Source organism: Bacillus sp. A01H (genome assembly GCF_045277205.1).
Classification (GTDB): domain Bacteria; phylum Bacillota; class Bacilli; order Bacillales; family Bacillaceae_G; genus Bacillus_A; species Bacillus_A paranthracis.
Window position 1 is genome coordinate 1,385,036 of the sequence record NZ_CP117702.1, and the last position, 12,890, is coordinate 1,397,925.

The following is a 12,890-nucleotide window of genomic DNA, read 5'->3' on the forward strand; positions in this document are numbered from 1 at the left end:
GGGCGTTCAAAAAGAACGCCCTCCTCTTATTTTATAAAACCCAAAACTAACAAGTGTAGAAATACAAGAGAACAGCAGTGCTACACTAGAAAACGCAATGAGGTACATATTATACTTCATCACTTTTCCAATTAGTTGGTTGCTATCATACTGAAACAATCCCGCTATGATGTTGAATAAAAATAACACGATAAACATGACGATAACACCGTCTATTGATCCTTGAATATCTGGTTTGCTTAAAGCGATATGTGCAGAAATACAAATGGCGATAAATAAAAATAGCCAAAAGGAAGGATTCAATACATTATTTATTGTAAATAAACTTTTCAATAATACGAACGTCGACAAGAGCATGTTTTGAACCATTTCTACATTAATAGAAGTAGAAGTGATTGTTTTTTCGAGAGTTGTATGAAATAAAAAATATGAATTTGGTACGAAATAGCGCATTAAAAGGATTAGTGCGGTAATACCAGAAATAATAGGCCCGATGCCGATAAAGAAGTTTCCAATTCGTTGATATACACTTTTATGATTGTATTGATGTTGTACGTAGCCTAAAGCGCCCTGGCTTGTATCTGTTGGGAAAAACTGCGTTGCTACAATTTTATGACGAAATAGTACGCACATAATGGCATGTCCAAGTTCATGAATAGGAACACCAATCCAAGCAGTCAAAAGGAATCCTTTTCTTCCAAATGCTCTCGACCAATACATCCGTGTTAGTGATTCTAAATAGCCTAATAGAAATCCGATTACAATGATAACGCCAATTAAAGAAAATAATTGGATTACGCTTGTAAGGAGTATTTGAAAAATTGAGTTTACCAATTCCATTGTTTTTCATCCAATCTGTTAAAAATATTATTTATTCTGTTTCATAATAGCATTTTTTTTCAAGATTGCTAGCACATATATTTTCTTTCAGAAGGAGGATTTCAGAATCTTTTTCTTGTAGTCATGTTTTATGTACAAAGTCATATATTGAATTTGTAACACCCTATACGGTATCTGCTTAAGGGGGGAATGCGAGAATGAAATGTCTGGCGTGTCATACAGAAAATAGAGCAGAGGCAAAGTTTTGCGGGAATTGTGGACATTCGTTAACGGAGGAAGCCGTAGCGAGTGAAGGTGAGCAACAGGAACGTGTAGCTTTAGCAAAGAAAACTCGAACAAATGAAACGGTAGAGCAAGCGAAGCGATTTGCGAGTGGATATTTTCAGTTTTTTAAACATGCTTTCAAAGCACCGACAGCGATTATGAAAAGCGGCAAGATTGAAGTACGAAATGGAATTGTAAGTCTTGTTCTTATTTGTTTTTTAGGAGCATGTATTTTTTATAGAATGATGAGCACAGCAGCTGCTGTTACGAGAACATTTGCACCAGATATAACGACTCCTAATTTCTTTTGGGACTCTATAACTGTCTTTTTATTTTTACTAATTTTAACTTTATTTGTCGGATTTATTATTTTTGTAAGTGGAAAGATGATGAAATCTTCATTTTCATTTCTTGAAGTATTCGGTGTGTGGGGAACGATAGCGACGCCAGCTATTGCTATATTAGTTCTTTCTTTTCTGTTTAGCTTTTTATTAATCTTTTTCTTACCAATCTTATTAGGGCTGGCTACAACGTATATGTCAATTAGTATAATTGTCGCTATAGTAAAGCTAGATAACGGCGGATTAGACCTTATTTATACACTTCTTATCGCAAATGTTTTAATTGGAATTGCAACATTCATTGTACTGTGGTCTTACATTAGCACGATAATTCAAACCTTTACACAGGGATTCACTGGCTTCTAACGAAAAGGTGGATGAATGTATGTACAAAGTGTGGCACTCATTTTGAAGACGGTGTTCAATTTTGTCAAAACCTCAGTATATATATAATGGCTTCATCTTTCCTGATATTGATATCCGAAAATTAACGAGTGGGGACTTAACATACTTATCGAAAGAACAATTGAAAATAGAGAGAAACGAAATATACGCAAGGCATGGACATATTTTTCAAAGCAGTCTTGGTATAGAGAAAACAAGTATTATACAGGAGAGCTAACGGATATTGAATCTTATAATGTTGAACTCATTAAATCAAGAGAATAAACACGATAAAAAGGTACAGTACATAACTGTACCTTTTTATCGTTATTTATCTGAACCAGGATCCCTTGAGAAAAAGATGTGAAAGAGAAATGTGACTTTACTGGATCCTCCTGATGTACTAGCTTGTATATGTGATAAAGGACCAGACGTTAGGGCTGCCTCGGAATGGGGTGGGACGACTATTTTGAGCGCATGATCTGATTCTGGTGAAGCAATAACAGTAATTGTATCATCAGAGAAGTTTATAATTTTAACAGAACCGACTGGAAAGATGGACTTGCCAGCATGTGATGCTGAAGCGAATTGGGTAACTTTCCAAATATCTTGCGCAAATGTATCATCGTTAGATAACCAAGCACGAGCGCTATATATTGTTGCATTAATGGAAAATTCTTGGTCAAGTGAGACGGCGGGTTTCGGTTCTTTTGGTTCTTGCGGTTCATCTGGAAGCTGGGCGAGAAGGCCGGCGCACATGTATGTTTCACCTACTTTCAATTGTTACTGTTATAGCATATTAAACATGTTGTTTATAAGGCACGACGGTTACCTATTTAGGCATAGGTTTGTGCACTAAATTTGAAGATGAAATTCTCTTTCTTTACAATAGAAGTAGGTGTTATTTCTATAAAATATGGAAAACGTAAAGAGTATGTAAAAAAGAAGGAGTGGTAAAGTGAACTATGTCATTATTGGCGGAGATGCAGCTGGTATGAGTGCAGCGATGCAAATTGTTAGAAACGATGAAAATGCAAATGTTGTGACGTTAGAAAAAGGTGAAATTTATTCGTACGCGCAGTGTGGGTTACCGTATGTCATTAGTGGTGCTATCGCTTCAACGGAAAAGTTAATCGCGCGTAATGTAAAGACGTTTCGTGATAAATACGGGATTGATGCAAAAGTACGACATGAAGTAACGAAAGTAGATACGGAAAAGAAAATTGTGTACGCAGAGCATACGAAGACGAAAGATGTCTTTGAATTTCCGTACGATCGTTTATTAATTGCGACTGGCGTGCGTCCTGTTATGCCAGAATGGGAAGGTCGAGATTTACAAGGTGTTCATCTTTTAAAAACAATTCCGGATGCTGAGCGCATATTAAAAACGCTAGAAACGAATAAAGTTGAAGATGTAACCATTATTGGCGGCGGTGCAATTGGACTTGAGATGGCAGAAACTTTCGTCGAACTTGGTAAGAAAGTAAGAATGATTGAGAGAAATGATCATATCGGTACAATTTACGATGCAGATATGGCGGAATATATACATAAAGAAGCAGATAAACATCATATTGAAATTTTAACGAATGAAAATGTAAAAGCGTTTAAAGGGAATGAACGAGTAGAAGCAGTTGAAACGGATAAAGGTACGTATAAAGCGGATCTTGTTCTAGTATCTGTCGGAGTGAAGCCGAATACTGATTTTCTTAAAGGAACGAATATACGTACAAATCATAAAGGGGCAATCGAGGTAAATGCATATATGCAAACGAATGTGCAAGACGTATATGCAGCTGGTGATTGTGCGACACATTATCACGTTATAAAAGAAATTCATGATCATATTCCAATTGGAACAACTGCAAATAAACAAGGGCGGCTTGCTGGACTGAATATGCTGGATAAACGAAGAGCTTTTAAAGGAACGTTGGGTACAGGCATTATTAAATTTATGAATTTGACGCTCGCAAGAACAGGCTTAAATGAAAAGGAAGCAAAAGGATTACATATCCCGTATAAAACAGTCAAAGTAGATTCGACAAATATGGCGGGCTATTATCCAAATGCGAAACCACTTTACTTGAAATTACTATACCGTTCTGACACGAAACAATTATTAGGCGGACAAGTAATTGGAGAAGAAGGTGTAGATAAACGGATTGATGTGATCGCAATGGCACTCTTCAATAAAATGAGCATTCACGATTTAGAAGATGTCGACTTAAGTTATGCACCACCATATAACAGCGTTTGGGATCCAATTCAGCAAGCGGCAAGACGAGCGGAATAGCACTTTTTAAGTGCTATTTTTTTCGTTAAAGGGTAATCATCATTTTTGTCGAATGAAGAGGGTTGGGAAATAGTTACATATAGGGAAGGGGATTATTAAAAATGTTTGTAACACTTCAAACTGTTCAAGAATCAGAAAAAGAAATATTGCGTAATTTATATGCACTATATCTGCATGACCTCTCTAAGTTCACACCCAATATAACAATTGAAGCAAATGGATTTTTTGAATACGAAGATTTACATATGTTTTGGGGAAATGATGGAATCACTCCGTATTTTATTAAAAGTGATAATGAGATTGTAGGATTTTTATTAATACTGGAACGTCCATTTTTGAAGAAGGAAAACGATTTTGGTATAAATGACATTTTCATATTGAATCAATACAAGGGGAAAGGAATCGGTAAACAAGTTATTAAGAATGTACTAAAAGAGAAACGAGGGCAATATTTCGTTATCGAACTTGTGAAAAATGTACCAGCTGTTTCTTTTTGGAAGAAAGTATATAGGGAGCTAAACATCGAATTTGATGAGAAAATACAGTTAATCGACGATGAAGAATGCCTCGTGCAAACGTTTAAAATACAATGAGATTGGTGCTCCTAGTATATTACTTTGAAATTTAACTTTATTTTGAATATACCGTTCACCCTTGAAAACATAGTACGTATCGCTTATATTGTCATATAGTATTTAGTTTTTAAACAAAGCAATGAACGAACCAGGGGGCACAGTATGGCAATTAACATGAAAACAATCGAAGAATGGATTGCTGAATCAAACGCAAGACAGGAAGAAGACTTTGGACACGTTATTGAAGAGATGAAAGAAGTATGCGTTGGACTTGATAACGCGACATTAATTTATACGAAAAACGTATTTTGTTTCGGTAAGAAAGTAGAAGTATTTTTCTTCTTCCAAGACCATGTCGTGATCGGACAAGAAAAAGACGAATATGTTGAAATTGAAAAATTAAAGTATGATGCTATTACACATAGTAACTTAAAAACAAACGATAAAAATACAACGTTAGAATTAAAGTTTGCTAACGGACAATCTATCAATTTAGATAGTTTAAATGATAACTACGGTACGAAAAACTGGTTATTTGCGAGACAAATAAAGAGTATTTTTAAATTAATCTAGTAAAAAAAGCAGACCTCAAAGGGTCTGTTTTTTTACTTGGCTCCTATTACACAAAGGCATCCTCTTTCTTCATAACATTTCACGCTTGTAAATCCTGTTTTATAAAATAGGTTTACTAATTCTTCATTCGTTTTGCATTTCTCCATATGATATTGAATTTTGAAAGTTTCAGCCACTAATAAAAAGGATCCTTTCGGTTGCAAGACGCGAAATACTTCTTTTATATCTTGTTCCACATCAGGCCAGAAGTAGTGTGTTTGAAAAGCGGTAATGAGATCGAAGAAGTTTGTATGATAGGGAATAGAAGAAACGCTTGCTTGTTGAACAATGACTTTTTGTTTTTGAACATCCTTTATATTCGTCTGTATCGAATTTTTTACAGCTTGATAGGAGTAATCAATCCCGTATATTTTTCCAAGTGGAGTTCGTTTTGAAAGAGTGTGTATCGTTTTACCGCCGCCACAACCGATATCTAATATAATTGCCTCTTTCTTTATATATACTTTTTGTAATGCCCAATTGGTTAGTCTCGTATGTGCACTGTTCATAATACAAAGCATGGAAGAACCAATTGTCCCCCGAGGATTTTTTGCTTGCTGGATTAATCGTTGTAAAATGCTCAAGTTAAACTCTCCTTTTATGTAAGAATATATACTCACTTCTCTTTTTATTAAGTAAGTCCTTTAAAAAAAGCACGCCGATGAGCGGCGTGCTTCTAAATACGCAAATCCCCTTTTAACCAATTCCGCGCCCGATAAGCTCCAACAGGAATTTGAATAAGTGACGTTTCATTCCCAGCATCTATTCCGTACAACTGATCACATGAATTTGTATCAAAACTAAGTAAAGGATGCCCGCCCATCCCCATTGCGGTCGCTGCAAAAACGAGTTTGTGAACGAGTATACCTGCCTCCATTTGATGAATACGGTACCCTCTATAGCCTAATGCATTTGTATAGTAATCTTTCTTTCCGACTACATGTAAGCAAAGTGGTACTTGAAAAAGGTTTACGTTATCCATCGTCATACTAGATTGAAGGGGATAACGAAGGTCCCCATATCGAAGTGATTGTATGGAATGTGTTTTACTGTTATAAGTGTAAGCGCCGTTTTCTATATCTTTTACATTATAGAAACATCCATATAATGAGACGCGCACATTTTCATTTACATACTGACCATCAATGTCATTGTAATAAGGGAAGGAGAGGCTCGCTTCTTGTAGTAAAGTAGCGAGCTCGGCTGCATCCCATTTTGTTAAAATAAAGTCAGCATCAGGGGAATACCGTTTTCGGCAAAGTTGTAAGAAATCATAAGATAAACGCTCTACTTTCGGCAGTTGTACAGCGTGCACATGATGTTGATAGTGCTCTTCATGAGCTAGTGTTTGGAACTGTGCTGTCGATTCGATCATAGAAGCTGCATTTATTTTTGTTATCATCGGATACTCATTTACATGTTTTGAGCGAACGAAATGTTCATGTGCTAAAGGCGGAATTTGTTGTAATAGCTCATGAGAAGTAATTGTTTTATGTTCACGGTAATCATTGTGAAACCAATTAGATTGCGGTTCTGTACTGAAAGGAACGACAGCATACACGCTTTCTTCTCCTTCTGACAGTCCGAGTAAATGATTGATTGCACGGTCTAGAAACTGAAAATATACACCATTTGTGTAACCAAATTGTTTGGCACATTCCAGTAATTGGCCGATGAGAACACCGCTATCTAACCCTTGAAGCCGATACGAAAAGTTATTGTATTTAAAGTAGTTTTTCCAAAACATAGTGGATACGAATGCAGCACCAAAACAAGATTGTATGTTACAACGATTGCCAAGTGCTTCTGTAAGGTAAGAATCGAAATTTCCTTCGCGAAGTAAAATAAGTCGGTGATGCGCGGCGTCGTAATGGTAAATGCCGTCTGGATAATCGTCAATTTTTAAATATATATACAATTCATTTGGATATAAAGCGCCGCCGGAAGGGATAGATCTTCGAAATAAAATTTTCTCGCTATTTAGCTGACATAACTGGGTTAAACCAAATGAACACCAAAGGTAATGACCAATCTCTTTCAAAGTAGGTGTAGTAGAAGAGTTAGGTAAAGAGAATGGGATTTCTAAAGAGAGAGGAATGATAGGTACATTTCGATATAGTTTATAAGGAAGCGGTGCATCTTCCCAGTCCACTTCATGATTCGGCATAATTTCTTCTATAGAAAAATGGAGATGATGTAAAAAAGTATCCAGCTGCATAGAATCCCTCCTTTACTATGGAAACGGATGCGGATGTGGATTTAATTGTTCATTCGTTAAAGGCTCAGCGGTATATCCAAGCGTCATCGGTACAGTATACACTCTATCCAGTCCTGTAATCCGAGTGAGATGGTGACCGAACGTCATCGGTAGCATGCCTGGAATAATGACTTTTACACAATGCAATCCGTTTTTTTCTATAAGAGGCACTGTTTGATCTACAACGATTACGTCAAGTCCAGATTGCTGCAGGCGGTTTAAAAGTTGATTAAGATCGGATGTTAAATCTAGATCAACTGATTGTAATCCGTTCATTTCTTGGAACGTTTGCACCGGGGCATCCCCGCGTAAAAGAAAGTGAAGACGTTCTTCTGCTTCTTTCAATCCGTACAGCATACTATGGTCTTCCATTTTATTTACGAGATACGGGTCTTGTAAGCAATTTTCGTAGTGCTCTCTTTTTTGTTCGAGTTCATCGTCTGTTATAAGTAACATGCCTGCTATTTCATGGATGGCACTCTTTAAAGCACGGACTGGGTCCAAATGAGAGCCTCCAGCACAAACAACGTTCATTCCATTTTCACGCGTATTTTTCGCGATTACCCATAAGCTTGGGATGCCGTGTTCCATCGTTGCGTTAAAAGCATGCAATTCATAACCGGTAATCGTGTACAGCCGCTGAATCATTAATTGTAATTCCGTATCATTTGCTGAACTAAGATCAAGGCGGGGAAGAGGTAATTCGGCATACCAAGTGAGCAAAAAGGCGTCACGCTCTACAACTTCTAAAATACCGTGAAAAATTGCTTCTTCTAAACTACCACCAATGGCACATCCATTTGATGTTTCATATACGTAAGCATCTCGATGACCGAGGCTATAATAAGCGATTGATTCAGGAACTAAAATTGGACGGTTTTGTGACAATGAATATCCCCATACCCAGTTTTGTTCATAGTCAGGGTCAAACGGTTTAAATGGAAAACCATCACGATTATAGTGTTCATTTGTATGTACACCGAGCGTAAGGGGATTTAGTGCATGATCCTCTACATCATGAAAACTAGCATGCACATTTGTCTTTTTCCCTCGAGGTGACATACCACAATATCGCTCTAAACCTTCTAAAATAGCAGTTGCTTCACTTATTGCAAATGAAAGAGTTCGGCCTGCAACCCCTTCATTTCCAAACATTAATGGCATGTTTATAATAACGTCAGCAAATGGTAATAAAGAATGCTGCATTTTTCCGTTCAACATACCGACTCGGTAATCTAAATAGTCCTTCGTTAAAAATGTGTTTAGTTCATGAATGGAACGACAGCGATATGTTGCATCACTTGTTTTTAAGCTCGGTTGTAATGAAATCGCTGCTGCATCTGCCGTGTCATCAGGCAAATTACTACATACAGGACAGAGGGGATCTGGAAGAAAAGAATGCCGCGTACATTGCAGTGTTTGTAAGTTTAGTAAAATGAGTTCATTTTCTAAAGAAGAATGAGTATGAGTTAATATTTTCTCTGTTTCTGCGCAAATAAGATGGCACATTTGCAGAATGCCATTTTGGGTGGCACGTACATCACGCCTTGTTACGTTTTCTTCTTTTACCGCATATTTTCGTTGTAGCTCCCACATCTCTTTTTGATCAAATCCAGCGATAAAGCGTCGTCCATCGGCACAATGAGTACATCCTGCTGCAAGAGGATGAATATAAGGACCGATAATACCTTCACCAAATGAAGTAAAACCACGTAGCCACGGAATATGATTTGAACGGAAAATTAGCTCAGCGTCATGATGAATAGTAGAAGGAGAGCCGTCGTGTAATACGAGAGCGAGATCGATATTTTCAGGGAGTTCGTCTGCAATTGTATGTTGGCGAACGATGGAATATTGTTTGCATAATCGATCATGTACATAGTCTGCAAGAATGCCATCCCCTATAAGTAATATATTTTGAGTCATAGACCGTCCTCCTTTGCAATTAATACCCCGTACACACCATCTAAGTTTTCTTTCAAAAATGATTCAATCGCTAAATCAAACACGAATGGATAAAAATGATGTTCTTCTAAATGTTGCAGGGCAAGCTGTACAGATTGCGTACTTGGAATTTCTTCTTCTGCTTGTATTTCTAACCTAAAAGAATCCGTGTCATATAAAATAATAGAGGATTCCGGCAAGATATTAGCTCTGTAAGGAGTTTCTTCATTTTGAATATGAAGAAGCGATAGTTGTAGTGCGTTTCGTAACGCTAACGTCATATTAATATTAGATGCACCGTACCATCGATCATGTATACCAACCCAAACGACTGGAAAGCTGAGAATCTCTTCACCCATTGCGATTTTAGGTGTTTCATGAATGGTAGCGAGGGCATCGTAATAAAATCTACAATGTTTATCATAAATGTCCGTTAAGTCGACCGTCGTAATTTCTTCTAGCATATGTGCTTGTCGTTCATACAATTTGTGATTTAAATGTTGTTGTAGTGCCCGGTATACACCCTCTGTCATCGTTTCTCCAGCGCCAATACCGATATCGTTATGTTCAGGGATAAGGCGGTGCATAATTTCTGTTACATAGGTTTCAATTCCTGTTAAACCAGCTTCTCGGCGCGCTTCGTTATGAGTCAAACCAGCGCAAGTCATAAGAGGAAGGAGGGAAGTTGGACCATCTGATAGCGGTGTAGCTACTTGAATATTGCATTGTGATAATGGTAATTGATATAAATCTTGTTCATCCCATACATGGAATATACCAGTTTCTTTAGAAGTTAATGAATCGAAAAAACGGAATAAATCAGTTGAGGTATGTTGGTTAGACCGATGCTCAAGTTGTTCAGAAAGGTTTTCTATCGTATCAATTGTAAAACTTTCATCAGTGGCGAGAGGATGTTTTATAAAAGGATGCCATGCTCCTTCGAGTGTTTCATAATTTAATAAAAAGAATTGAGGTTCTTTTTCTCGGTAAGAATCATTAGCAACGTGCTTAAATAATTCAAAAACGATTATAGTTGCTAGCATTGCAGATGTAATAGGAGAGAAGGCGGCTGATGAATTTTCATTTTGTAAAGTCGTTTCATGTAGCCGATGCCATGCGGATTCCCAGCATTCTTCACGATTAGCCATTACGACAGGACCAGCTATACCAAGTGTTGATAAACAAACGGCTGGTATGAAGTTCTTTCCTACTTCCTTGCAAATCGTGTGAGCTGCTCTTAGTCCTTCGATATCTCCATTTTGCGAAACGTATAAAATCCAGTCGAAAGGCTCGAACACTTCATGCAGGGGACGATCAATTGTTGTATCTATTTCTTGAACAAGTACAGCATCATCTACTTCATGCGCAAGTTCTACTAGCTCGTGAATACGGTCGTAATTCGTTTCTTCATAATCTGTCACAAGGTAATGAAAGGTAGGTAATCCGGATTCTAATAAAGAAGAAACTAAGGAAGTAAGCATATCTCCAGAGCCGATTATAAGTACATTTGCATTGCGGTACGTTTCGAATTTTAAAGCGCCTGAATGAGAATCTGCTTCTAGAAATTCAATTTGCGAAGCATATCTATCAAGTAATGCACTGTTTAATTCATGAGGTGCATCTTGACTTACATCACGGACAAACCCATTTGTATATAAAATCTCTCCAATTTCAAATACACGATTTTGATAGGGGAGAGGGAGACCATCCGTTATTTCTGCTAAAGAATAATTACCGTTAAACATTGGCATTAATTTTTCAATCCAGTTATAAATTCCGTCACCGTCCATACGAAATGAACTGGCGTTATTTCGAAAATAGACACCCCCGTTTGAGTCGGGGAGGAAGAAAGTATCTTTATTTGCTTTTAGTTTTGCATGTGCTGGAAGGTTACTCATTTTAATCCTCCTTACTTTTTAGGCATACATTATTACCTTATGTCATGCGATTTGTCCCGTATGAATGCAATAAAAAAAGCTGTAGAATGATATATTCTACAGCCTGTAATAGATTATGAATCCATCAACCTTCTAATAATAATGATTTTGGATCTTCAAGCATATCTTTAACAGCAACAAGGAAGCTAACTGCTTCTTTACCATCAACAATACGGTGATCGTAAGATAAAGCGATGTACATCATTGGGCGGTTTTCCATACGTTCGTTATCGATTGCAACTGGACGTACTTGGATTTTGTGCATTCCTAAAATACCAACTTGTGGGCTGTTTAGGATCGGTGTTGACATTAGAGAACCGAACACACCACCGTTTGTAATTGTAAATGTACCACCTTGTAGTTCTTTTAGTGAAAGTTTGTTATCACGTGCTTTTTTACCTAATTCACGAATTTCGCTTTCGATTTCAGCGAAGTTTAATTGGTTCGCATCGCGTACAACTGGAACAACTAATCCATCTGGAGCTGCTACTGCAATACCGATATCATAGAATTTTTTAATGATAAGCTCGTCGCCTTGAATTTCAGCATTTAATAATGGGAATTGTTTTAATGCTGCAACAACTGCTTTTGTGAAGAATGACATGAAACCAAGACGTACATCATGTTTTTTCTCGAAAGCATCTTTACGCTCTTTACGTAATTCCATGATTGCAGTCATATCAACTTCGTTAAATGTTGTTAACATTGCAGATGTTTGTTGAACTTCTACAAGACGTTTTGCAATTGTTTGACGGCGGCGGGACATTTTCACGCGCTCAACTGGTTTTTCGAATTCAGTTTTTGCAACTGGAGCAGGAGCTGGACTTTTTGGAGCAGCTGGTGCTTCTTTTGGTGCTGCAGCATGAGCTTGTACATCGTGTGGTCTCACACGTCCAAGTGGATCTGTGCTACGTACGTCGTTTAAGTCGATTCCTAATTCACGAGCCATTTTTCTAGCAGCTGGTGATGCGATAGGACGGTTTGTATTTGGTAAACCTTGTAAAGTTGCAGTTTGTTCAGCACTTGGTGCCGCAGCTTTTGGTGCTTCAGTTGTTTCTTGTTTTGGTTGCTCAGCCAACGGTGCAGGTGTACTTACTGCAACTGGTGCTCCGTTTGCGTCTAAAATTGCGATAGTTGCGCCAACTTCAACTGTATCCCCAGGTTCGCCTAGTAACTTCGATACAATACCTGAATCTTCTGCAATGATTTCTACATTGACTTTATCAGTTTCAAGCTCAACAACGCTGCCACCTTTCTCAACTTTGTCGCCTACGTTGATAAGCCATTGTGAGATAGTTCCTTCAGTAATAGATTCTGCAAGCTCAGGTACTTTAATTTCGATCATTTTAAATGTCCTCCCCTTATTTGCCTAACGGTGTGTTTTTTCTTCTTTTGTCTTCGGTAATCTCCATTTGTTAGCCTGACCTTGGGCAGAATATCTGC

Annotated in this window: 11 protein-coding genes and 1 pseudogene; 5 read left to right on the forward strand and 7 right to left on the reverse strand. The window is 37.5% G+C overall.

Translation table 11 applies throughout. From position 1 onward, the window contains the following. Positions 1 to 6: 6 nt before the first annotated feature. Entirely contained in the window at positions 7 to 840 is an 834-nt protein-coding gene (locus PSR14_RS07365) for a hypothetical protein (protein WP_000424508.1), read from the reverse strand. Positions 841 to 1,037: 197 nt separating this feature from the next. On the opposite strand from PSR14_RS07365, the gene PSR14_RS07370 reads away from it, so the two are divergent. Beyond that, on the forward strand, positions 1,038 to 1,811 hold the full coding sequence (locus tag PSR14_RS07370) for a zinc ribbon domain-containing protein (protein WP_000649876.1): 774 nt from the start codon (positions 1,038 to 1,040) through the stop codon (positions 1,809 to 1,811). Positions 1,812 to 1,887: 76 nt separating this feature from the next. Further along, positions 1,888 to 2,114, forward strand: a pseudogene (locus tag PSR14_RS07375) (YARHG domain-containing protein); the annotation flags it as partial. A gap of 42 nt (positions 2,115 to 2,156) precedes the next feature. On the opposite strand, the gene PSR14_RS07380 reads toward PSR14_RS07375, so the two are convergent. Further along, positions 2,157 to 2,588 carry a hypothetical protein gene (locus tag PSR14_RS07380; RefSeq protein ID WP_098487022.1) on the reverse strand — a complete coding sequence of 144 codons (432 nt, stop codon included), beginning with the start codon at positions 2,586 to 2,588 and terminating at the stop codon, positions 2,157 to 2,159. Positions 2,589 to 2,787: 199 nt separating this feature from the next. On the opposite strand from PSR14_RS07380, the gene PSR14_RS07385 reads away from it, so the two are divergent. The 3 genes from PSR14_RS07385 (at position 2,788) to PSR14_RS07395 (ending at position 5,270) form a co-directional block, all read left to right on the forward strand. Then, on the forward strand, positions 2,788 to 4,122 hold the full coding sequence (locus PSR14_RS07385) for an FAD-dependent oxidoreductase (protein WP_098487021.1): 1,335 nt from the start codon (positions 2,788 to 2,790) through the stop codon (positions 4,120 to 4,122). 101 nt (positions 4,123 to 4,223) lie between these two features. Next, positions 4,224 to 4,715, forward strand: coding sequence for a GNAT family N-acetyltransferase (locus PSR14_RS07390; protein WP_095842666.1), 492 nt, complete (start codon positions 4,224 to 4,226; stop codon positions 4,713 to 4,715). 144 nt (positions 4,716 to 4,859) lie between these two features. Continuing rightward, the gene (locus tag PSR14_RS07395; RefSeq protein ID WP_000996789.1) at positions 4,860 to 5,270 is read left to right on the forward strand and encodes a DUF3908 family protein; all 411 of its coding nucleotides are present in this window, start codon (positions 4,860 to 4,862) and stop codon (positions 5,268 to 5,270) included. A gap of 32 nt (positions 5,271 to 5,302) precedes the next feature. Here the strand turns inward: PSR14_RS07395 and PSR14_RS07400 are convergent, their stop codons facing one another. From PSR14_RS07400 to odhB, 5 genes are all read right to left on the reverse strand, one after another. Continuing rightward, positions 5,303 to 5,893, reverse strand: a complete 591-nt coding sequence (locus tag PSR14_RS07400) for a class I SAM-dependent methyltransferase (RefSeq protein WP_098487020.1) — start codon at positions 5,891 to 5,893, stop codon at positions 5,303 to 5,305. A 92-nt stretch (positions 5,894 to 5,985) separates the two neighbouring features. Further along, positions 5,986 to 7,527: a SagB family peptide dehydrogenase gene (locus tag PSR14_RS07405; RefSeq protein ID WP_001175559.1), complete on the reverse strand. Its 1,542-nt coding sequence runs from the start codon at positions 7,525 to 7,527 to the stop codon at positions 5,986 to 5,988. A 15-nt stretch (positions 7,528 to 7,542) separates the two neighbouring features. Beyond that, positions 7,543 to 9,492 carry a TOMM precursor leader peptide-binding protein gene (locus PSR14_RS07410; protein ID WP_095842669.1) on the reverse strand — a complete coding sequence of 650 codons (1,950 nt, stop codon included), beginning with the start codon at positions 9,490 to 9,492 and terminating at the stop codon, positions 7,543 to 7,545. Further along, positions 9,489 to 11,408, reverse strand: coding sequence for a putative thiazole-containing bacteriocin maturation protein (locus PSR14_RS07415; RefSeq protein ID WP_098487019.1), 1,920 nt, complete (start codon positions 11,406 to 11,408; stop codon positions 9,489 to 9,491). The genes PSR14_RS07410 and PSR14_RS07415 overlap by 4 nt, the downstream gene beginning before the upstream one ends. Before the next feature lie 124 nt (positions 11,409 to 11,532). Continuing rightward, positions 11,533 to 12,792, reverse strand: coding sequence for a 2-oxoglutarate dehydrogenase complex dihydrolipoyllysine-residue succinyltransferase (odhB, locus tag PSR14_RS07420; RefSeq protein ID WP_000569916.1), 1,260 nt, complete (start codon positions 12,790 to 12,792; stop codon positions 11,533 to 11,535). Between the last annotated feature and the right edge of the window lie 98 nt (positions 12,793 to 12,890).

Excerpts from the sequence above, each read along its gene's own strand:
- PSR14_RS07365 (WP_000424508.1), bottom strand. The coding sequence starts at position 840 with ATGGAATTGGTAAACTCAATTTTTCAAATACTCCTTACAAGCGTAATC.
- PSR14_RS07370 (WP_000649876.1), top strand. The coding sequence starts at position 1,038 with ATGAAATGTCTGGCGTGTCATACAGAAAATAGAGCAGAGGCAAAGTTT.
- PSR14_RS07380 (WP_098487022.1), bottom strand. The coding sequence starts at position 2,588 with ATGTGCGCCGGCCTTCTCGCCCAGCTTCCAGATGAACCGCAAGAACCA.
- PSR14_RS07390 (WP_095842666.1), top strand. The coding sequence starts at position 4,224 with ATGTTTGTAACACTTCAAACTGTTCAAGAATCAGAAAAAGAAATATTG.
- PSR14_RS07395 (WP_000996789.1), top strand. The coding sequence starts at position 4,860 with ATGGCAATTAACATGAAAACAATCGAAGAATGGATTGCTGAATCAAAC.
- PSR14_RS07405 (WP_001175559.1), bottom strand. The coding sequence starts at position 7,527 with ATGCAGCTGGATACTTTTTTACATCATCTCCATTTTTCTATAGAAGAA.
- PSR14_RS07410 (WP_095842669.1), bottom strand. The coding sequence starts at position 9,492 with ATGACTCAAAATATATTACTTATAGGGGATGGCATTCTTGCAGACTAT.
- PSR14_RS07415 (WP_098487019.1), bottom strand. The coding sequence starts at position 11,408 with ATGAGTAACCTTCCAGCACATGCAAAACTAAAAGCAAATAAAGATACT.
- odhB (WP_000569916.1), bottom strand. The coding sequence starts at position 12,792 with ATGATCGAAATTAAAGTACCTGAGCTTGCAGAATCTATTACTGAAGGA.